The sequence below is a fragment of the Variovorax paradoxus NBRC 15149 genome (genome assembly GCF_001591365.1).
GTDB lineage: Bacteria > Pseudomonadota > Gammaproteobacteria > Burkholderiales > Burkholderiaceae_C > Variovorax > Variovorax paradoxus.
Window position 1 is genome coordinate 145,392 of record NZ_BCUT01000001.1, and the last position, 19,304, is coordinate 164,695.

Here is a 19,304-nt window from a genome sequence, read left to right on the forward strand (position 1 = left end):
TTGAACGATTATGTCATTCGGGTGGTGGCGTCGCTGTCGGACCTGGACCCGAAAGCATGGAACGCCCTCCTCGCGGCCGAGGCGCAGCCCTCGCCCTTCATGCGCCATGAATACCTTTCGGCATTGCACGACAGCGGCAGCGCCTCGCCCGAAAGCGGCTGGATGCCGCAGTTCATCACCCTGTGGCGTGGCAAGGAACTGCGGGCGGCCTGCCCGGCCTACATCAAGACCCACTCCTATGGCGAATATGTCTTCGACTGGGCCTGGGCCAATGCCTACGAACAGCATGGGCTTGCCTACTATCCCAAGGCAGTGGTGGCCGTGCCGTTCACGCCGGTGCCCGGCGCACGCCTGCTGGCGCGCGATGCGCAGGACCGCACGCTGCTGGTGCAGGCACTGGTGGCCTGGTGCAGGAAGGAAGAACTGTCGTCGCTGCATCTGCTGTTCGGCGCGGACGCCGACATTGCCGCCTGCACCGAAGCGGGCCTGATGCTGCGCAACACGGTGCAGTTCCACTGGACGAATGCCGCCCCGGGGGAATCAGGCGAAACAGCCGGCTACGCGGACTTCGAAGCCTTTCTTGCCAGCCTGTCGCACGACAAGCGCAAGAAGATCCGGCAGGAGCGCCGCAAGGTGGCCGAGGCCGGCGTGACCTTTCGCTGGTCGCGCGGCGCAGACATCGCCCGGTCGGATTGGGATTTCTTCTACCGCTGCTATGCGCGCACCTACCGCGAGCATGGCAACCCGCCCTATCTTTCGCGCGACTTCTTCCAGCGCATGGCCGACACCATGCCCGAAGCCTGGCTGCTGTTCGTCGCCGAGCGCGGAGGAAAGCCCATCGCGGCGAGCCTGATCGCGCTGTCCACCCACGGGGACGACGCGCTGGTGGCCTATGGCCGCTACTGGGGCGCCGTGGAGCGCGTCGACTGCCTGCATTTCGAGGCCTGCTACTACCAGCCGCTGGCCTGGTGCATTGCGCACGGCGCCAGGCGCTTCGAAGGCGGGGCGCAGGGCGAGCACAAGATGGCGCGCGCATTGATGCCGGTGAAGACCACCAGCGCGCACTGGCTCGCGCACCCCGGCTTCGCCGACGCGGTCGAACGCTTTCTCGAGCGCGAGGGCGAAGGCATCGAGAACTACATGGACCACCTGGGCGAACGCAGCCCCTTCAAGGCCGGCTGAGCAGCCGGCCGCGAACACCCGGGAAGCCGCTTACTTCTTGTAGGCGGCGATGCCGTCGACGATTTCCTTCTTGGCCGCGTCGATGCCTTCCCAGCCCAGCACCTTGACCCACTTGCCGGCTTCCAGGTCCTTGTAGTGCTCGAAGAAGTGGCTGATGGCCTTCAGGCGCATCGGGTTCACGTCGTCGACCGACTTCCAGTGGCTGTAGATCGGCAGCACCTTGTCGGTGGGCACGGCCAGCACCTTGCCGTCGACGCCGGCTTCGTCCTCCATCATCAGGATGCCGAGCGGGCGGCACGGCACCACCACGCCGGGCAGGAGCGGGTACGGCGCGATCACCAGCACGTCGACCGGGTCGCCGTCGCCGGAGAGGGTCTGCGGCACGTAGCCGTAGTTGGCCGGGTAGTACATCGCGGTCGTCATGAAGCGGTCGACGAAGATCGCGCCCGATTCCTTGTCGACTTCGTACTTGATCGGGTCGGCATTCATCGGGATTTCGATCACGACATTGAAGGCGTCGGGGATGTTCTTGCCGGGGGAGACTTTGTCGAAGGACATGACGTTTTCGAGTAGTTGAAAAGTATGAGGGGAGATGGGGACAAACCCGGAGTTTACTTTCCGTGTCACGGCCCGGTCGCACGCGTTCTTGTTTTTGCCTGTAAATTGCACCCGTTGGCCAATCGGCTCCGCACCTCGGTGCTGCGAGCTTCGAGGAAGCAACGCGACGGAAAACCTGGGTCCCGTACGCGTTGCGCGCAGGACCCATGCTGTCCGTCTCCACTAGTCACAACGAACGAATGGAGAAGCAAAGCATGATCGGCAACACCCCCCTGATACTCGCCATCGTCTGCGGCCTCGTGGCCGTCGGCTACGGTTTCTGGGCCCGAAGTTGGATTCTCGCCAAGGACCCGGGCAACGCTCGGATGCAGGAAATCGCGGCCGCCATCCAGGCCGGCGCATCGGCCTACCTCGCCAAGCAGTACACCACCATCGCGGTGGTCGGCGTGGTCCTGGCCATTCTCATCGGCATCTTCCTGGACGCGACCACGGCCATCGGCTTCGTGGTGGGCGCGGTGCTTTCGGGCGCCTGCGGGTTCATCGGCATGAACGTGTCGGTGCGCGCCAACGTGCGCACCGCGCAGGCGGCCACGCAAGGCATCGGCCCGGCGCTGGACGTCGCATTCCGCGGCGGCGCCATCACGGGCATGCTGGTGGTGGGGCTGGGCCTCCTGGGCGTCTCGGTCTTCTACTGGTTCCTGGCGGGCAACGGCAATCTCACGCCGGACCGCAGCCTCTCGGCCATCCTCAACCCGCTGATCGGCTTTGCCTTCGGCTCCTCGCTGATCTCGATCTTCGCGCGGCTGGGCGGCGGCATCTTCACCAAGGGCGCCGACGTGGGCGCCGACCTGGTGGGCAAGGTCGAGGCCGGCATTCCCGAAGACGATCCGCGCAACCCGGCCGTCATTGCGGACAACGTGGGCGACAACGTCGGCGACTGCGCCGGCATGGCGGCCGACCTGTTCGAAACCTACGCCGTCACGCTGATCGCCACCATGGTGCTGGGCGCGCTGATGGTCACGGCGGCGCCGCTCAATGCGGTGCTCTATCCGCTGGCACTGGGCGGCGTGTCGATCATCGCGTCGATCATCGGCTGCTTCTTCGTCAAGGCCTCGCCGGGCATGACCAACGTGATGCCGGCGCTCTACAAGGGCCTGGCGGTGGCGGGCCTTCTGTCGCTGATCGCGTTCTGGTTCGTCACGAGCTGGCTCATCCCCGACAACGCCATTGCCGCGAGCGGCAGCCAGCTCAAGCTGTTCGGCGCCTGCTTCGTCGGCCTGGCGCTCACGGCCGCGCTGGTGTGGATCACCGAGTACTACACCGGCACGCAGTACAAGCCGGTGCAGCACATCGCGCAGGCCTCCACCACGGGCCACGGCACCAACATCATCGCGGGCCTGGGCGTCTCGATGCGTTCGACGGCCTGGCCGGTGATCTGCGTCTGCGTGGCCATCATGGCCTCGTATGCGCTCGCCGGGCTGTTCGGCATTGCGGTGGCCGCCACGGCCATGCTGAGCATGGCGGGCATCGTGGTGGCGCTCGACGCCTACGGTCCCATCACCGACAACGCCGGCGGCATTGCCGAGATGAGCGAGCTGCCCGACAGCGTGCGCGCCGTGACCGACCCGCTCGACGCTGTGGGCAACACCACCAAGGCCGTGACCAAGGGCTACGCGATCGGCTCGGCCGGCCTCGCCTCGCTGGTGCTCTTTGCCGACTACACCCACAAGCTGGAGAGCTTCGGGCTGAACATCAGCTTCAACCTGAGCGACCCGATGGTGATCGTCGGCCTGTTCATCGGCGGCCTGATTCCCTACCTGTTCGGCGCCATGGCCATGGAGGCCGTGGGCCGGGCGGCCGGCGCGGTGGTCGAGGAGGTGCGCCGGCAGTTCCGCGAGATCCCCGGCATCATGGAAGGCACCGGCAAGCCCGAGTACGGCAAGGCCGTGGGCATGCTGACCGGCGCGGCCATCAAGGAAATGATGATCCCCTCGCTGCTGCCGGTGGTGGTGCCGATCCTGGTCGGGCTGGTGCTCGGGCCGAAGGCGCTGGGCGGCCTGCTGATGGGCACCATCGTGACCGGCCTGTTCGTCGCCATCTCGATGTGCACGGGCGGCGGCGCATGGGACAACGCCAAGAAGTACATCGAGGACGGCCACCACGGCGGCAAGGGCTCCGAGGCGCACAAGGCGGCCGTCACCGGCGACACCGTGGGCGACCCCTACAAGGACACGGCCGGCCCGGCGGTGAATCCGCTGATCAAGATCATCAACATCGTGGCGCTGCTGATCGTGCCGCTGGTGGTCAAGTTCCATGCCGGCGATGCGGCCGCGGCCGTGCCGCACAAGGTCGAGATGCCTCCGGCAGCGACCGCGCCGGCCGCCGCTGCCCAGCCCTCCGCGCCCGCAGCGCCGGTGGCGGCAGTGGCCTCCGGCACCGTGGCAGCCGCCGACGCCGCGGCCGTGAAGGTCGAGAACGGCGTGGTGAAGTTCTACTTCGAGAGCGGCAAGGCCGAGGTCGCGCCCAATGCCAAGGAAGCACTGGCCGATGTCATCAAGGCCGTGCAGAGCGGCAGCATCCTGCTCGTGAGCGGCTACCACGATGCAAGCGGCGATCCGGCCAAGAACGCCGAGCTCGCCAAGCAGCGCGCCGTGGCCGTGGGCGATGCGCTCAAGGCCGCCGGCGCCCCCGCCGACAAGATCGAGCTTGCCAAGCCCGAGCAGACCCAGGCGGACGGGCCCGCGAGCGAAGCCCGCCGCGTCGAAGTGAAGGTCAAGGCCTGATGCCCACCACGGAAAGACTCGAGGCCTTCATTGCCGCCGTGGAGAGCGGTGCGCACGCCCAGGCCATCGAGGACTACTACACCGAGGACGCGACCATGCGCGAGAACCAGGCCGAGCCCCGGCGCGGCCGCAGCGCGCTGGTTGCGCGCGAGCAGGCGACGCTGGACCGCACCGCCTCGGTGGTTTCGACCTGCGTGCGCCCGGTGTTCGTGAACGGCGACCACGTGGTGATCCGCTGGGTCTTCGATTTCCGCTTCAAGGACGGCAAGGCCATGCGCATGGAAGAACTCGCCTGGCAGCGCTGGGAGGGCGAGCGCATCGCCCAGGAAGAGTTCTTCTACGATCCGGCGCAGGCCAGGCCCGCCTGAGGCGGCTCTCGCTACCTGGCGCTCTCTGCCGCCACCGCGCGCACCAGGCGCGTGGCCGGCGGGACCAACTGGCCGAGCTCACCCACCCGGTCCTGTTCGATGGCTTGCAGCACCAGTTCGTTGATGCCGCCCACCACGGTCATCGCCATTTCGCTCGTCAGGTGCGCCGCGGGGCCGCCGTTGATGGCCGCCTGGATGAAGCCGGCGATCTCGCCGTTCACCCGGCGCCGCGCCGCCAGCCCCGGCATGCCAAGGCCGAGGATCTCGACGAACAGTGTGCGCAGCAGCGGCGGATCCTGCGCAAGATAGTCGAAATACGCGGTGATCGCCCGCTCCACCTGCGCATGCCAGGGCTGCGCCGGATCGAAGGCTTCGCTCACCGCGCGCAGCGCCAGCTTGCTGGCCGCCTCGTACAGCGCGATCAGGCACTCCGACTTGGTCGTGAAATGCTCGTAGAAGGTGCGGCGCGACACGGCGGCCTCCCGCACGATGTCGGCAATGGTGGTGTCCGCGTAGCCCTTGGCGGCCACGGCGCGCGCCATGCCTTCCAGCAGCCGGGCGTAGTGCTCGTGGGCCGGCTCTGCGGAGGCGGCCTCAAGGGCTGGTTTTTCAGTCGCGATGCTCATGGAAAAGACATTGTCCTCCGCATTGGTACTTGACGGTACCAGCCGTGGCGTGCACCATTCCAGGAAATTGGTACGAATGTGTACCGCATCGCATTTTCCAAGGAACATCAGCCATGGCCGACCTTGTCGTGCGCCGCCTTCTGATCGACCTGCAAACGCCGTTCGGCCGCAACTGGTGCGGCGGCAACGCATTCTCCACCGCCTTTTTCAATGCGCTGTCGATGAGCTTTCCGTTCGGCGAGCAGTTCTTCATCGATGCCGTGCGCGACGCCGCGGCCACGCTGCCGGCGCAAGCACAGGAAGCGCTTCGCGCCGACGTGCGCGGCTTCATCGGCCAGGAGGCTACGCACCGGCGCATTCATTCGCTTTTCAACACCCACCTGCAGGACCAGGGCCTGGTGGACGGTTGGACTCCCCGCGCCGCCAGGCGCATGCAGTTGCTGGAGGGCGCCGATCCGCGCCATGCGCTGGCAGCCACCGCAGCCACGGAGCACTTCACCGCCATGTTCGCCGAATGGCTGCTCGCCCACCCCCAGGTGCTCGACGGCGCCGAGCCGCGGCTGCGCACCATGTGGCTCTGGCACAGCGCCGAAGAGCTGGAGCACAAGGCCGTGGCGTTCGACATCTACAAGGCTGCGCAAGGGTCCGACGCCTGGCGCAGGCGCTGGTTCCGGCGCGTGACGCTGATGTTCCTGGACGACCTCATGCGCCAGACCGCCGACAACCTGCGCCGCGAAGGCCAGCTGTGGAAATGGGCGACCTGGAAGAGCGCCGCGCGCATCCTGCTCGGCAGAGGCGGCCTGCTCGGCGGCAACTGGCGGGCCTGGCGCAGCTACTTTCGCGCCGATTTCCATCCGGCGCAGCAGGACAGCAGCCTGTCGGCACGCTGGCTCGAGAACAACCGCGCACACTACACGCCGGTAGGCGCGGCGGCCGAGGCTCTTCAGTAGAAACTGGCCCTGTGGCTGGGAGGAGTGGCGGCGGCTCGCTGTTCGGGGCGCATTGCCAGGTCGTGCAGGGTGTCGAAGTCCGAAGGGGCATCCGGAATGCGCATCACGGTTTCCTGTTCGGTCAGCGACGCCACCCAGAGGCCCGCGGCCGAGTCGGCGGGCTCGTCGTTGGCGAAGGTGCCGTCGCGGATGTAGAGGGTTTCGCCGTCGGGGCGTTCGGCGTGCAATTCGATCAGGCGCGAAATCGAAAAGTTGTAGGTCACCAGCTTTTCGCGCGTCAGGCGGTCCTTGCCGCCGCAATTGAACGAGCCTTCCGCCGCAATGACGATGCAGGAGCCCTCCACGCCCTCGTCGACATGGCTTCCGGTGCGCCAGACGGCGTTCGGAAGGCGCGCGCGCACCTTGTCGATCACCAGGTCGCGCTGCTTGTTGAGGCTGCCCAGCGGCGGAACCAGCGAGCGCAATTGGCGCAGGCGCTCCGCAAAGATGTTGTCCATGAGGAATTCCACATGGTGCGTCGCACTGCCGGAGGAACGCTTGACCACCTGCATGACCACGTGGCGCGACTTGTTCATTGCAGATTCCTTCCGCAAATCGCCCGGCACTGGGCGTTATTGCACATACACAAAATCATTTGCCGTCGACTACAAATTAGAACTTTTGACTAACGCAATAAATGCATCAATTGTGTCTAACTGTATATCCATTGCAGGCGATTTGGAAAGAAAATCTGCAATTCTCACGCTCGGGCATGTCGCCAAGGCGTCGCGCCGCCATGCTAGGCCCGCGAATCCGGCTTATTCGAGCGATTCGTCGAGCGCCTTGCACGAGGGCGCGCAAACGGTCTGCGACTTGCCCAGCACCTGGCGGGTGCGCAATTGCGACCGTACGCGGTGCTTTCCGCACATGAAGCAGGACATGGTGGCCCCGCTGAACGACGCCGAAGCGCGGAACGGAGAGCCCGGTGCCTTCGATTTGTAACGCAGGCCATCGGCCACAACGGCGGTCTTGACCTCAGCTTTGGCCATCGGCTTTGTCCTTTTTCGGTTCGGTGTTGCGCATGGCGCGTGCAATGGCTTCTCTCGCGCTGACTTCGGCCGCAAGCGCCGTGTCGAGCGCCGAGCGGCAGAGGCCGGCATGTTGGTAATTGAGGTTTTCGTAGACCTCGGCGGCGGCAGGATAGGCGTCCAGCAGACGCCCCAGGTCGGCGCCGGGTTCAACGTCGTTGAATTCGTGCACCAGGTGTTCTACCACCGAGCGGTACTGCTCGGCGCCTACGGGGACGGCGCTGTGCTCAAGCCGCTCCAGCAGTTGAGCCAGCACGTGGGTCACTGCCAGATCGGTCTTGGAAGACGGATTATGGGTCGTGTTCATGGATTGCATCTGGGGGCAGCATACGCTTATGCAAGTGGCTGCTACGGCGTGGGGGTTGCCCCCTGCGCGGCCTGCATGCGCCGCAGCAGGCTGTGCAGCATCTCCGTCGACAGCCCGTGAATGACCAGCCGGTGCCCGGCCCGCAGGGTCGAAAGCGGCACCAGCGGATGCTTGTTGTTCACCAGGATGAGGTGCTCGGGGGCGCCCAGCAAGGTGGCCGCGTAGATGCCGATGGTTTCGTCCAGCTGCAGCGAATTGGCGGCGCGCCAGAAGTCGTTGTCGGTCAGCATCAGCTGGTACAGCGGCGTGAAAAGCTCGATGGCGCTCTGCAGGTCGAGAAAGTTGAGCCTGCCGCGCGGCATGTCGGAAAGCCGCAGGCCCGGGTCCCTGATCATCGAAAAATCGACCTCGGGCGCCTTGGCCAGCACCAGCCCCTTGTCGCGCAGCGCCTGGTTCAGCCGGATCACGAAGTTGAAGAGATTCAGGTCGTGCTTCAGGAAGGTCTCGTCCTTGAGCGCATCGATGTCGGCCGGCTCCAGCGGCGAGGTGCCCACGGGTACCGGCGAATTGCGGCCGATGAAGCCCAGCACCTGCGAGCCGAGGTGGAAATGCCGCAGGATCAGCCAGTTCGCTTCCGGCGAGACGAAGCGTTTCAGCCCCCAGGCCAGCAGCCGGTGCAGCAGCTTCGAGTGCGACCAGTTGCGCGGCACGAACACCTTCACCACCTGGATCAGGATGATCGTGAGCCGCGCCACTGGCCGCAGGAACGGCAGCAGGTACTGGCGCGAGCCCGAGCTCGAGTCGGCCAGCCATGCCGCCTTGACCTCGTCGGGCAGCGGCGTGCTCTGGTCCAGGTAGAGCGCGAGCCAGGGACTGGGGTCGCGCTCGTCGTGACCCTGCGCAAGAAAATCAGGCGTTCGGCTCATGGGGCATCCGCTGTGTAATGTGCTGAAACTGCATCAGGTACAGCGCGGCCGTGTGGCGCGCCGTGTCGATGATCTGGCGGGCCGCCCGGCCCCGGCCTTCGGCGCCCTCGCCGCCTTCCACGGCCATCACCATCTCGACCGCGGCGAGCCAGCGGTTCAGGTGGTTCTCGTCGTTGTGACCGTGGTATTCGAGAAAGCGGAAGGCGTCGGGCAGCAGCTTCAGGCCGGCCTTGATCAGCGGCAGCAGCGCGGGAACGATGCGCTGGCCCGTGCCCTCGATGATGTAGATGGCGCCCAGCAGGCCGATCGGGTTGCGCGTGGCGGCCAGGCCGTGCAGGTAGGCATTGAGCGCCTCTCCGCCAGGGTTGCGGCGCAGATCGTCGATCCGCTCGACGGTGCCGCCGGCCTTGCGGTAGTCGCTGAAGAGAATGTTGAAGTCGTCCTGCTCCTCGCCCGCGTGCACGTCGATCAGCGCGGCCAGCGCCTGGTACGGGCCGGTCAGCGAAGCGGCGCCTTCGCGCATCCAGCGGCTGCCTTCGCGCACCTGCGGGATCCACTGCTCCATCCAGTTCAGGTAGTCGGGCAAGGCAAGGCGGCGCTCGCGGATCTGGCGGATCAGCGGCGTGCGCCAGGCGCGCGAGCGGTAGTCGTGCCAGATGCCGGCCAGTTCGGTCAGCAGCGCGCCGAGGCCTTCGGGCGCGGCGGCCGGGTCGTGCGGCGGAGCGATCGCGGCTTCTTCGTCCGGGGCCGCGTCGGCCGTGGTGCGCGGAACGGCCACCGCCCGGGCGGGCGCCTCGGCCGCCTCGACCTCCAGCAGCATGTAGGCGGCCATGAAGCGCCCCGATTCCGGCACGTAGCAGAAGATCTGTTCGCCCGGCTTCAGCGCCTTGGAGTGCAGGAACTCCGACAGCATGATCAGGATCGACGCGGCCCCCGTATTGCCGCGCCAGGCCAAGTTGCTCCACCAGCGCTCGCGCGGAATGGCGAGGTCGGCCTTGGCCATCAGGTCCTCGACCACGGGAATGAATTTCTCCGACGAGTAGTGGCACAGGAAGTGGTCGATCCGCTTCGGATCGAGCCATCCGCCCTGCACCAGCGTTGCGTATTCATGAATGCCGATGTCGAACAGGTGCGGCAGCAGGCGGATGTCCTGCCGCAGCGACAAGGCACCCGCCGCCTCCGCTTCGGCCCACGAGCCAAAATCGAGATGGCCGCGCGCGCGGTCCTCGGTCAGGCCCAGCTGCATGCATACCGGGTAGTCCCCCGAGAACGCGCGCTGGTGCACCCACTTGAGCCGCAGGCGCAGCCCCGGGTTGCCGGCCAGCGCAGGTGCACCGTCCGACAGCAGCAGCGCGCCCGCACCGTCGGAGAGCATCCAGCGCAGGAAGTGCGAATCGAAGTCGGTCTCGTAGCCACGCGCAGCGAAGCGCGAGCGCTTGAAAAGCCGCGAGGGCATTTCGCTGGCCACCGCGAGCGCGCTGCGGTGTGCCCCCAGCTCGATGCCCTGCGCGGCCGACTGGATGGCCGACACGCCCGCGGCGCAGATGCCGTGCACCGACAGCGTTTCCATGGGCGGTGCCGCCAGTTCGCCCTGGATCATGTTGGCGAAACCGGGCATCAGCGTGTCGCCGCCCGAAGAGCCGCTGGCCAGCAGCGACACGCGCGACAGCTCGGCGCCGCCGCGCCGCAGGCAGTCGCGGATCGCGCCTGCCGCCAGCTGCGCATTGGTGTGGCGCGTCATGCCCTCCTCGTCGATCGCATAGTGCCGCGTGAGGATGCCGTTCTCGGCCAGGATGCGCCGCTTGATGCGCTCCGACATCCGGTTGAGCGGCGAGATGTAGGCATCCATGCGCTCGTTGGGAATGGGCTCGCCGGGCATGAAGTAGCCGGCGCTCTCGATATAGACGCGTTGGAATGGGACGGGCATGGTTCAGTGGGTTGGAGACTCGGGCGGCACGGGCACGGGCGGCATCAGCGGGCGGCTGCGAAAACGCGGCCACAGCGCCCCGAGCACGAACACGCGAACCATGTAGGGCACCAGTCCCTGCTCGTTGAGCGCAGGATCGACCTGCGCGCGGTAGCGCGTGCGATGCAGCTGCGTGAGCTCGGACCAGTGGACATGCGGGTTCTCGTGATGTGCGGTGTGCAGGCCGATGTTGAACAGCAAAGGGTTCACCAGCCCCTCGAAATTGCGCGCGTAGTTCAGGCGGGTACCCGCGGTATCGCGCCGCGCCTCCACATCCGGCACGGGCCGGCGTCCGTCGGCATGTGCGTGCTGCAGATAGTTGGTGGCCAGCAGCCAGTGCAGCCCGTGCAGCTGCGGCACGATCACCAGCAGCAGGGCCTTGCGCCAGTCGAGCAGCAGCAGCGCGCTCCAGCTGCCGAGCCACAGGGCGTACTGCGCCATGCAGTAGCGCCAGGGTCCCGGCCGGTGCCTGCGAAGCCGCGCAAGCCAGCCGAAGAACACCGGCACCAGCACCCACACGGCCTGGAACGGATGCAGCAGGTAGCCCCGCAGATGGTTGGTGTCGCCGCCGAAGCGGTAGGTGCGCGCCACGTCCCGCGGTCCGTGCCGGTGGCGATGGTGGTTGGCCACATGCGCCGGCCAGAAGACGAAGGTCGGATGCCCCTGCAGCAGCGTGATCCAGAAGTCGGTGAACCGGTTCATGCGCCGCCCGCGCCACATGCGCAGATGCACGTGGTTGTGGTGGATCACGCCCACGCCCAGCGTCAGGAACAGCATCGGCGCATAGAGCAGCACGGCAAAGCCGTGCACCCACTGCCATGCCGCCAGCGCGGGGAGCGCCGCCAGGTACGCCAGGCTCTGCCAGTCGCGCCCATGGCGAAGGCGCGCCGGCCAGCGCGGCGCCTCAGGCCGGCGTGCCATGCTGCGGTTGGCGTTGCTGCTTCTCGCGGAAGGCCAGGAACTGCGGCTCGGCCGCGTCGGCGGCAATGCGCGTGCCGAACAACCGGTCCATGAAGGTGAACTGGAAGCCGTAGTTGCCGCTGTGGCAGGCGTGGTGCAAATGGTGCCGGCGGCTTGCGGCAAACCAGTGGCTGTACGACGCCCGCGGAAAGAAGTCGTAGTTCGAGTGCCCGATGCTGTTGAAGAACAGGCTGAACAGCGGCACCGACGCGAGCGACCAGAAGCTGAAGTCGTGCAGCAGCATCGGCAGCAGGATCACGTTGCCGAGCATGGCCGCCTCGATCGGATGGAAGCTGTACGTGGCCCATGGCGTGGTCACGACCGAACGGTGGTGCGGCCCGTGAAAGCGCCGCAGCCAGCGCGTGTGCAGCAGCCGGTGGTTGAACCAGAAATGAACGTCGTTCCAGATCGCGAGCACCAGGATTTCGGCCGCGACCTGGCGCCAGCCCGCGTCGGCATCGAGCCGCGCCCAGCCCAGCTGGAGCAAGCCCCACGGAAACACCATGCCCAGCCCGAACACGAGCACCGACACGCCCGACTGCGCCAGTTCGCGGCGCAGCTGCCCCGGCTGCAGCGGCCGCGGGTCGAGCACGCGCCCGATGCCGAGCGCGGGCAGCACCCGCCGGGCCAGTAGCCAGTTGAGGACACCGAATCCCAGGTAGATGCCGCCGAAAAAGATCAGCCCCCAGCACATCACCTGGAGGGCCGACAACGAAATGAAGCTTTGCGCCATCCCCCGAGGCTACAGCAGCATTTCGGGAACCAGGGGCGCAATGATCAGGTTGTGGAGGCGCTGGAAGAAGCTCGATTCCGGCTCCGATGTGAGGATGACTTCCTTCTCGCCATCGGTCGTGAGCCACTGCAGCGTGCCGGTGTCCTTGGCAATGCGCAGCCGGTACGAATTCTGCAGCTTGCTGATGTTGATGACGCGCAGCATCTCGCGCGCCAGCTGCGGGCTGTCGACCACCACGCCCATCTCGGTGTTCTGGCTCGCCGAGCGCGGATCGAGGTTCATCGAGCCGATGAAGATGCGGGTCTTGTCGATGGCGGCGGTCTTGGAGTGCAGCCGCCCCAGCGATTTGCCGAACATGCCGAAGCGCTCGCCCGCGGTGGTGCGCTGCGGGCTCAGTTCGTACAGGTCGGCACCGCTCCTGAGCAGCCGCTCGCGGTAGCGCGCATAGCCGGTGTGCACCAGCGGCTCGTCGTTGGCGGCCAGCGAATTGGTCAAGAGCGTGAGCTTGACCTTGCGCCTGGCAAGGTCCTCGAAGGCCGCCATGCCGCGCTCGCCGGGCACCAGGTAGGGCGAGGTCAGGTCGACCTCGACCTTGGCGTCCATCAGCAGCGCCCAGACCTTCATCGTCACGCTGGTGGCAATGGCTTCGTCCTCGGTCATCGTGGTGGGCTTGGTGGGCGGATCGGCAATGGCGCGGGCCTCGCCCCACAGCAGGCCCATGCGGCCGCCATCGAGTTCTTCCGCGATCGGCCCGTAGCCCAGCACGTCGGACGGCGGCAGCACGATCTTCGGCGGCGGCGCGGCCATGCCGATCCAGGCGTCGAAGTCGGCGGCCGTGGGCGTGCGGCCGCCCTCCCCGCGCACGATGTCGGCAATGGGCCAGACCTGCTCGCTGTTCCAGTAGGCGTCGAAGATCGATTCGAGCTGCGGCAGCACCTTGCCCACCACGAGCGCGTCCATGTCGATGAAGTTCTGTGCCTCGCTCAGCACGAAATACTCGTCGGCGATGTTGCGCCCGCCCACCACCGCCATGACGCCGTCGGCGATGAAGAGCTTGTTGTGCATGCGGTGGTTGAGCCGCCCGATCTCGTGCGGCGAGGCCGCGAAGCGCGAGAGAAAACCGCCGCGTCCGCAGCAGAACGGATTGAACAGCCGCACCTGCACATTGGGCGTGGCGGAAAGCGCGAGCAGCGGCTGCTGGCTCTTGACGGTGTAGAGATCGTCCACCAGCAGCCGCACCTGCACCCCGCGCCCGGCCGCCTCGCGCAGCGCGCGCATCAGGAGGCGGCCGGTGGCGTCGTTCTCGAACTGGTAGTACTGGACCACCAGCGAGCGCTGGGCGCGCTCTGCAAGCTGCACGCGCGCGTCGAGCGAATACACGCCGAGCGGCATCAGCCGGAAGCCCGAATGCTCGCCCGGCGGCGTCGAGGCGGCTGCGATGCGTGCCAGCGTGGTGGACGGATCGGCCGCGGCGGCGTTCACCGCCGCCCGCTCGCGCGCCGGCGGCAGCGAGCCGCACGCCGCCAGCGCCGCAGCCATGGCGCCGGCAAGACAGATACGCAGAAGTGGGGTCCAGAGGTTCATGATGGCATCCTAGAATTCGTTTCACCCCTGCTCGGAGTTACACCATGGCAAGACCGATCCTCTCACGCATTGCCCTGATGTCGGTCGCCGCCGGGCTGGCACTGCCCGCCTGGGCTGCACTGGACATCGGCGATCCGGTGCCCAAGTTCACCGCCAACGCCGCGCTCGGCGGCAAGACCTTCCGCTATTCGCTGGCCGAGGCGCTGGCCAAGGGCCCGGTGGTGGTGTACTTCTTTCCGGCGGCCGACTCCAGCGATTGTTCGATCGAAGCGCATGCCTTCGCCGAAGCCGTCGACCAGTTCGCCGCGCTCGGCGCCACGGTCATCGGCGTGTCGGCCGACGACATCGACACCCTCTCCAAGTTCTCGGTCAAGTCGTGCCAGAGCCGCTTTCCCGTGGCTTCGGATGAATCCAAATCCGTGATCAACGGCTTCGACGCCCTGATGCAGACCCGGCCCGACTTCGCCAACCGACTGTCCTACGTGATCGCGCCGAACGGCAAGGTGGCCTATTACTACCAGAACCTGAATCCGGACAAGCACGTGGAGCGCATGCTCAACGCGGTCCGGGCGCTGCCGCGGCCGGGCGCAGGCGCACCCCGGTAGCGGGTGCAAAATCCCGTCCCATGCAACTCAACTTCATCGCCAACGCCGACGTCCCGTCATCCTCCGGCCGCACCCTGCAGGTGCTCGACCCCTCCGACGGCCAGCCTTTCGACGAAATCCAGCGCAGCAATGCCGCCGACATCGATTCCGCCGTGCGCGCGGCGCGCGACTGCTTCGAGGGCGTCTGGCACAAGGTGAGCGCGGCCGACCGCGGCCGCCTGCTCTACAAGCTCTCGCAGAAGGTTGCCGAGCACGTCGACGAACTCGCGCTCATCGAGCAGCGCGATTGCGGCAAGCCCGTGAAGCAGGCCCGCGCCGACGCACTCGCGCTGGTGCGCTATTTCGAGTTCTATGCCGGCGCCTGCGACAAGCTGCACGGCGAGACCATTCCCTACCAGGACGGCTACAGCGTCTTCACCTGGCGCGAGCCGCACGGCGTCACCGGCCACATCATTCCGTGGAACTACCCGATGCAGATCTTCGGGCGCAGCGTGGGCGGCGCGCTGGCGGCCGGCAACGTGTGCGTGGTGAAGCCGGCCGAGGATGCCTGCCTTTCCCTCGTTCGCGTGGCGCAACTGGCGGCCGAGGTCGGCTTTCCGGCCGGCGCGCTCAACATCGTGACGGGCTACGGCCATGAAGTGGGCGACGCGCTCGCGCGGCACGAGGGCATCGACCACATCAGCTTCACCGGCAGCCCGAAGATCGGCACGCTGATCCAGCAGGTGGCGGCCGAGCGGCATTGCCCGGTCACGCTCGAACTCGGCGGCAAGAGCCCGCAGATCATCTTTGCCGACGCCGACCTCGACGCGGCCATTCCGGTGATCATCAATGCCATCGTGCAGAACGCCGGCCAGACCTGCTCGGCCGGCTCGCGCGTGCTGATCCAGCGCGGCATCTACGAGCCGCTGCTCGAGCGCCTCGGCCGTGCCTTCGAGGCCCTGCGCGTCGGCCCCGCGGCCATGGACCTGGACGTCGGCCCGCTGATCCGCCAGACACAGCAGCAGCGCGTGTGGGATTTCCTGAGCGACGCCCAGGTGGCGGGCATTCCGATGGTGGCCCACGGCATCGTGGTCGACGAGGCGCCCGAAACCGGCTTCTACCAGGCCCCCACCCTGCTGCGCGACGTGCCGGTGGACCACCGCCTCGCCCAGGAAGAGGTGTTCGGCCCGGTGCTCGCCGCGATGCAGTTCGCCGACGAGGACGAAGCGGTGGCGCTCGCCAACGCCACGCAGTTCGGCCTTGTGGCCGGCGTCTGGACGACCGACGGTGCGCGCCAGTTCCGCATGGCCAAGCGGGTTCGCAGCGGCCAGGTGTTCATCAACAACTACGGCGCCGGCGGCGGCGTGGAACTGCCGTTCGGCGGCGTCAAGTCGTCGGGCTACGGACGCGAAAAGGGCTTCGAAGCGCTCTACGGCTTCACCACGCTCAAGACCGTCGCCATCAAGCACGGCTGAGGCGCGCGCCGCGTGCAGGGCCGGGTTCCGGGCGGCGCTCGCCAAGGAGTAGCCCTTTTCGGAATCGGCCCGCGCCCGATGGAGTAAATTGGCCGCTGTCCATGAACCGCAAAAGCACCACCGTCATTCCGCTCTCCGAGGTCGGCCGCGCGCGCCCCGCCGTGGCGGTTCCGGAGGTGGCCGTGCCCGCCACCGGGCGGCTACTCGACCGCCTGGGCCGGCCGCTGACCGACCTGCGCATCAGCGTGACCGACCGCTGCAACTTCCGCTGCAGCTACTGCATGCCGAAGGACGTGTTCGACAAGGACTACCAATACCTGCCGCACAGCGCGCTGTTGAGCTTCGAGGAAATGACCCGGCTCGCGCGCCTGTTCGCGGCCCATGGCGTGCGCAAGATCCGCCTCACCGGCGGCGAGCCGCTGCTGCGCAAGAACATCGAGGCGCTGATCGCGCAGCTCTCTGAAATCCGCACCCCGGGCGGCGAACCGCTCGCGCTCACGCTCACCACCAACGGCTCGCTGCTGCAGCGCAAGGCGGCCGCGCTGGCCGCCGCCGGCCTGCAGCGTGTGACCGTGAGCCTCGACAGCCTGGACGATGCGGTCTTCCGCCACATGAACGACGTCGATTTTCCGGTGGCCGACGTGCTCGCCGGCATCGAGGCGGCGCTGGCCGCGGGCCTCGGTCCGCTGAAGGTGAACATGGTGGTCAAGCGCGGCACCAATGAGCAGGAGATCCTGCCGATGGCGCGCTACTTCCGCGACCACCACGGCGGCAAGGTGGTGCTGCGCTTCATCGAATACATGGACGTGGGCGCCACCAACGGCTGGCGCATGGACGAGGTGCTGCCCTCGGCCGAGGTCGTTGCGCGCATCGGCGCCGAGTTTCCGCTGGTGCCGCTCGAGCCCAGCGCGCCGGGCGAAACCGCCCAGCGATGGGCCTACGCCGACGGCGGCGGGGAAATCGGCGTGATCAGCAGCGTGACCCAGGCCTTCTGCCACGACTGCAGCCGCGCGCGCCTGTCCACCGAAGGCAAGCTCTACCTCTGCCTCTTTGCGAGCGCGGGCCACGACCTGCGCCCCCTGCTGCGCGGCACCGCCACCGACGAGGACATCGGCTCGGCCATCGGCCACATCTGGCAGGGCCGCGCCGACCGCTATTCCGAACTGCGCGCGCTGCGCGGCCCCGACAGCGGCGAGCACGACGCCAACGACCCCGCGCCGCGCCGCGTCGAAATGAGCTACATCGGCGGATGACCCCAAACACACAAGATTCCATTTCCCCCGGCGAGATCACCGGCCTGCTGCTGGCCGGCGGCCGCGGCTCCCGCATGGGCGGCATCGACAAGGGCCTGCAGAACTTCAACGGCTCGCCGCTTGCCATGCATGCCGTGCTGCGCCTGGGCATGCAGGTGGGCGAGGTCATGATCAATGCCAACCGCAACCTGGCGGCTTACGAGTCCTTCGGCGTTCCGGTGTGGCCCGACAGCCTGGCCGACTATGCCGGCCCGCTCGCGGGCTTCCTGACCGGGCTCGAACGCTGCGAAACGCCCTACCTGCTCACCGTGCCCTGCGACACGCCGCTGTTTCCGCTCGACCTGGCGAGCCGGCTGGCCGAGGCCCTGGTGGCCGACAACGCGGAAATCGCCATGGTGAGCGCGCCCGAGTCCGCCGCCGAACCCGGCGCGGCGCCGGTGCTGCGACCGCAGCCGGTGTTCTGCCTGCTGCACACCACGCTGCTCGAAAGCCTGGTGAACTTCACCCAGTCCGGCGGCCGCAAGATCGACGCCTGGACCGCGCAGCACCGCACGGTGCTCGTGCCCTTCGACCGGCCCGGCGATGCGCCCGACGCCTTCTTCAACGCCAACACGCTGGCCGAACTGCACGCGCTGGAAAACCGATGAGCCGCATCGCCGACATTGCCGCCGCCCTTGCCGGCTATGACCCCCAGGCGCTGAGCGTCCAGGGCGTGCAGGCCTTCCTGGCGCAACTGGTAGCACCCGCCGTGGTGGCCGAGCGCGAGGAAGTCGCGCTGCGCGAAGCGCTCGGCCGCGTGCTGGCCGAAGACATCATCTCGCCGGTCAGCGTGCCGCCGCACGACAACTCCGCGATGGATGGCTTTGCCTTCGACGGCGCGATCCTGCGGGACGATTCGCCGACCGACGCCTCCATCGAGCTGCGCGTGGTGGGTACCGCCTTGGCCGGCACGGCCTGGCGCGGCGCGCTCGCCGCCGGCGACGCGGTTCGCATCATGACGGGCGCGGTCATGCCCGAAGGGCTCGACACCGTGATCCCGCAGGAATTCTGCAAGGTCGACGGCGACCGCGTGCGCTTTCCCGCCAAGGTGCTTCGGCGCGGCGACAACCGCCGCTTCGCGGGTGAAGACCTCATGCAGGGCCAGCCGGCCTTGCGGCGCGGCGAGCGCCTGTCGCCTGCCGCGCTGGGCATGGTCGCCAGCCTGGGCCTGCCTTCGGTGCCCGCGCTGCGGCGGCTGCGCGTGGCCTATTTCTCGACCGGCGACGAGATCCTGAGCCTTGGCGAGCCGCCGCGCGAAGGCGCGGTGTACGACAGCAACCGCTACACGGTGTTCGGCCTGCTCACGCGGCTGGGCTGCGAAGTGATCGACCTGGGCCTGGTGCGCGACGACCCGGCCACGCTCGCCGCCACGCTGCAGCAGGCCGCGGGCCAGGCCGACGCCATCATCACCAGCGGCGGCGTGAGCGTCGGCGCCGCCGACCACACACGCGCCGTGATGCAGCAGCTCGGCGACATGGCGTTCTGGCGCGTGGCGATGCGCCCCGGCCGGCCGATGGCGGTCGGGCTCGTTCCGCGCAGCCAGCAGGCCTCATCACAGCCGGGCTCTGCCGTGCTCTTCGGCCTGCCCGGCAATCCGGTGGCCGTCATGGTCACCTTTCTTGCCTTCGTGCGGCCGGCCCTGCTGCGCATGATGGGCTGCCACGAGATTGCCGCCGCGCCGGCGCCGCTGCTGCGCGCGCGCGCCGCGAGCGCCATCCGCAAGAAGCCCGGCCGCACCGAATACCAGCGCGGCTTCGTGCGGGCGGTGGCCGGTGCGCTGCCCGAGGTCCGCATTGCCGGCAACCAGGGCTCCGGCGTGCTGAGCTCGATGGTCGAGGCCAACGGGCTCGTGGTGCTGCACCACGACCAGGGCAATGTGGCCGCGGGCGACGAAGTCGACGTGATGATGCTGGAGGCGTAGCCCGCCATGGGCCGCGCACTCG

Annotated in this window: 19 protein-coding genes; 9 read left to right on the forward strand and 10 right to left on the reverse strand. The window is 67.7% G+C overall.

The window, feature by feature from the left end:
• Nucleotides 1-1,182 (forward strand): GNAT family N-acetyltransferase, encoded by a 1,182-nt coding sequence (locus tag VPA02S_RS00720; protein ID WP_018906101.1) that lies wholly within the window; start codon nucleotides 1-3, stop codon nucleotides 1,180-1,182.
• Nucleotides 1,183-1,212: 30 nt separating this feature from the next.
• Here the strand turns inward: VPA02S_RS00720 and ppa are convergent, their stop codons facing one another.
• Complete coding sequence (gene ppa / locus VPA02S_RS00725; RefSeq protein ID WP_012747468.1) at nucleotides 1,213-1,740, reverse strand: inorganic diphosphatase; 528 nt, start codon at nucleotides 1,738-1,740, stop codon at nucleotides 1,213-1,215.
• Nucleotides 1,741-1,994: 254 nt separating this feature from the next.
• On the opposite strand from ppa, the gene VPA02S_RS00730 reads away from it, so the two are divergent.
• Both VPA02S_RS00730 and VPA02S_RS00735 read left to right on the forward strand, forming a co-directional pair.
• Entirely contained in the window at nucleotides 1,995-4,523 is a 2,529-nt protein-coding gene (locus VPA02S_RS00730; protein WP_155247878.1) for a sodium-translocating pyrophosphatase, read from the forward strand.
• Complete coding sequence (locus VPA02S_RS00735) at nucleotides 4,523-4,891, forward strand: nuclear transport factor 2 family protein (protein ID WP_018906103.1); 369 nt, start codon at nucleotides 4,523-4,525, stop codon at nucleotides 4,889-4,891. Before VPA02S_RS00730 ends, VPA02S_RS00735 begins: the two co-directional genes overlap by 1 nt.
• Before the next feature lie 11 nt (nucleotides 4,892-4,902).
• On the opposite strand, the gene VPA02S_RS00740 is transcribed toward VPA02S_RS00735, so the two are convergent.
• Complete coding sequence (locus tag VPA02S_RS00740) at nucleotides 4,903-5,517, reverse strand: TetR/AcrR family transcriptional regulator (protein WP_018906104.1); 615 nt, start codon at nucleotides 5,515-5,517, stop codon at nucleotides 4,903-4,905.
• Between the two features lie 113 nt (nucleotides 5,518-5,630).
• Here VPA02S_RS00740 and VPA02S_RS00745 point away from each other — a divergent pair, with 113 nt between their 5' ends.
• Nucleotides 5,631-6,467 (forward strand): metal-dependent hydrolase, encoded by an 837-nt coding sequence (locus tag VPA02S_RS00745; RefSeq protein WP_018906105.1) that lies wholly within the window; start codon nucleotides 5,631-5,633, stop codon nucleotides 6,465-6,467.
• Here VPA02S_RS00745 and VPA02S_RS00750 read toward each other — a convergent pair.
• The 8 genes from VPA02S_RS00750 to VPA02S_RS00785 all read right to left on the reverse strand — a co-directional run bounded on the left by VPA02S_RS00750 (nucleotide 6,461) and on the right by VPA02S_RS00785 (nucleotide 14,010).
• Complete coding sequence (locus VPA02S_RS00750; RefSeq protein ID WP_012747463.1) at nucleotides 6,461-7,042, reverse strand: hypothetical protein; 582 nt, start codon at nucleotides 7,040-7,042, stop codon at nucleotides 6,461-6,463. The two genes, VPA02S_RS00745 and VPA02S_RS00750, sit on opposite strands and share 7 nt — an antisense overlap.
• 222 nt (nucleotides 7,043-7,264) lie before the next feature.
• Entirely contained in the window at nucleotides 7,265-7,495 is a 231-nt protein-coding gene (locus tag VPA02S_RS00755) for a hypothetical protein (RefSeq protein WP_012747462.1), read from the reverse strand.
• Nucleotides 7,482-7,850, reverse strand: a complete 369-nt coding sequence (locus tag VPA02S_RS00760; RefSeq protein WP_012747461.1) for a hypothetical protein — start codon at nucleotides 7,848-7,850, stop codon at nucleotides 7,482-7,484. Before VPA02S_RS00760 ends, VPA02S_RS00755 begins: the two co-directional genes overlap by 14 nt.
• Nucleotides 7,851-7,882: 32 nt before the next feature.
• On the reverse strand, nucleotides 7,883-8,767 hold the full coding sequence (locus VPA02S_RS00765; protein ID WP_018906106.1) for a DUF6999 family protein: 885 nt from the start codon (nucleotides 8,765-8,767) through the stop codon (nucleotides 7,883-7,885).
• Nucleotides 8,751-10,694, reverse strand: coding sequence for a beta-ketoacyl-ACP synthase III (locus VPA02S_RS00770; protein ID WP_062361484.1), 1,944 nt, complete (start codon nucleotides 10,692-10,694; stop codon nucleotides 8,751-8,753). Before VPA02S_RS00770 ends, VPA02S_RS00765 begins: the two co-directional genes overlap by 17 nt.
• A gap of 3 nt (nucleotides 10,695-10,697) precedes the next feature.
• Nucleotides 10,698-11,654 (reverse strand): fatty acid desaturase, encoded by a 957-nt coding sequence (locus VPA02S_RS00775; protein ID WP_062361486.1) that lies wholly within the window; start codon nucleotides 11,652-11,654, stop codon nucleotides 10,698-10,700.
• A complete protein-coding gene (locus VPA02S_RS00780; protein ID WP_012747457.1) occupies nucleotides 11,638-12,426 on the reverse strand; it encodes a sterol desaturase family protein in 789 nt (262 codons plus the stop codon). The genes VPA02S_RS00775 and VPA02S_RS00780 overlap by 17 nt, the downstream gene beginning before the upstream one ends.
• Before the next feature lie 9 nt (nucleotides 12,427-12,435).
• Nucleotides 12,436-14,010: a phospholipase D family protein gene (locus VPA02S_RS00785; RefSeq protein WP_062361490.1), complete on the reverse strand. Its 1,575-nt coding sequence runs from the start codon at nucleotides 14,008-14,010 to the stop codon at nucleotides 12,436-12,438.
• A gap of 44 nt (nucleotides 14,011-14,054) precedes the next feature.
• Between VPA02S_RS00785 and VPA02S_RS00790 the strand changes: the two genes are divergently transcribed.
• From VPA02S_RS00790 to moeA, 5 genes are all read left to right on the forward strand, one after another.
• Entirely contained in the window at nucleotides 14,055-14,615 is a 561-nt protein-coding gene (locus VPA02S_RS00790; protein WP_012747455.1) for a peroxiredoxin, read from the forward strand.
• A 20-nt stretch (nucleotides 14,616-14,635) separates the two neighbouring features.
• Nucleotides 14,636-16,069 (forward strand): aldehyde dehydrogenase family protein, encoded by a 1,434-nt coding sequence (locus VPA02S_RS00795; protein WP_018906111.1) that lies wholly within the window; start codon nucleotides 14,636-14,638, stop codon nucleotides 16,067-16,069.
• Nucleotides 16,070-16,170: 101 nt separating this feature from the next.
• On the forward strand, nucleotides 16,171-17,322 hold the full coding sequence (gene moaA / locus VPA02S_RS00800; RefSeq protein ID WP_018906112.1) for a GTP 3',8-cyclase MoaA: 1,152 nt from the start codon (nucleotides 16,171-16,173) through the stop codon (nucleotides 17,320-17,322).
• On the forward strand, nucleotides 17,319-17,969 hold the full coding sequence (gene mobA / locus VPA02S_RS00805) for a molybdenum cofactor guanylyltransferase MobA (protein ID WP_018906113.1): 651 nt from the start codon (nucleotides 17,319-17,321) through the stop codon (nucleotides 17,967-17,969). The genes moaA and mobA overlap by 4 nt, the downstream gene beginning before the upstream one ends.
• Nucleotides 17,966-19,282, forward strand: a complete 1,317-nt coding sequence (gene moeA / locus VPA02S_RS00810) for a molybdopterin molybdotransferase MoeA (RefSeq protein WP_018906114.1) — start codon at nucleotides 17,966-17,968, stop codon at nucleotides 19,280-19,282. Before mobA ends, moeA begins: the two co-directional genes overlap by 4 nt.
• Nucleotides 19,283-19,304: the final 22 nt, after the last annotated feature.

Bases quoted from the DNA above. Each gene is read 5' to 3' on its own strand.
- ppa (WP_012747468.1), bottom strand. From the start codon at position 1,740: ATGTCCTTCGACAAAGTCTCCCCCGGCAAGAACATCCCCGACGCCTTC.
- VPA02S_RS00730 (WP_155247878.1), top strand. From the start codon at position 1,995: ATGATCGGCAACACCCCCCTGATACTCGCCATCGTCTGCGGCCTCGTG.
- VPA02S_RS00735 (WP_018906103.1), top strand. From the start codon at position 4,523: ATGCCCACCACGGAAAGACTCGAGGCCTTCATTGCCGCCGTGGAGAGC.
- VPA02S_RS00740 (WP_018906104.1), bottom strand. From the start codon at position 5,517: ATGAGCATCGCGACTGAAAAACCAGCCCTTGAGGCCGCCTCCGCAGAG.
- VPA02S_RS00745 (WP_018906105.1), top strand. From the start codon at position 5,631: ATGGCCGACCTTGTCGTGCGCCGCCTTCTGATCGACCTGCAAACGCCG.
- VPA02S_RS00750 (WP_012747463.1), bottom strand. From the start codon at position 7,042: ATGAACAAGTCGCGCCACGTGGTCATGCAGGTGGTCAAGCGTTCCTCC.
- VPA02S_RS00755 (WP_012747462.1), bottom strand. From the start codon at position 7,495: ATGGCCAAAGCTGAGGTCAAGACCGCCGTTGTGGCCGATGGCCTGCGT.
- VPA02S_RS00760 (WP_012747461.1), bottom strand. From the start codon at position 7,850: ATGCAATCCATGAACACGACCCATAATCCGTCTTCCAAGACCGATCTG.
- VPA02S_RS00765 (WP_018906106.1), bottom strand. From the start codon at position 8,767: ATGAGCCGAACGCCTGATTTTCTTGCGCAGGGTCACGACGAGCGCGAC.
- VPA02S_RS00770 (WP_062361484.1), bottom strand. From the start codon at position 10,694: ATGCCCGTCCCATTCCAACGCGTCTATATCGAGAGCGCCGGCTACTTC.
- VPA02S_RS00775 (WP_062361486.1), bottom strand. From the start codon at position 11,654: ATGGCACGCCGGCCTGAGGCGCCGCGCTGGCCGGCGCGCCTTCGCCAT.
- VPA02S_RS00780 (WP_012747457.1), bottom strand. From the start codon at position 12,426: ATGGCGCAAAGCTTCATTTCGTTGTCGGCCCTCCAGGTGATGTGCTGG.
- VPA02S_RS00785 (WP_062361490.1), bottom strand. From the start codon at position 14,010: ATGAACCTCTGGACCCCACTTCTGCGTATCTGTCTTGCCGGCGCCATG.
- VPA02S_RS00790 (WP_012747455.1), top strand. From the start codon at position 14,055: ATGGCAAGACCGATCCTCTCACGCATTGCCCTGATGTCGGTCGCCGCC.
- VPA02S_RS00795 (WP_018906111.1), top strand. From the start codon at position 14,636: ATGCAACTCAACTTCATCGCCAACGCCGACGTCCCGTCATCCTCCGGC.
- moaA (WP_018906112.1), top strand. From the start codon at position 16,171: ATGAACCGCAAAAGCACCACCGTCATTCCGCTCTCCGAGGTCGGCCGC.
- mobA (WP_018906113.1), top strand. From the start codon at position 17,319: ATGACCCCAAACACACAAGATTCCATTTCCCCCGGCGAGATCACCGGC.
- moeA (WP_018906114.1), top strand. From the start codon at position 17,966: ATGAGCCGCATCGCCGACATTGCCGCCGCCCTTGCCGGCTATGACCCC.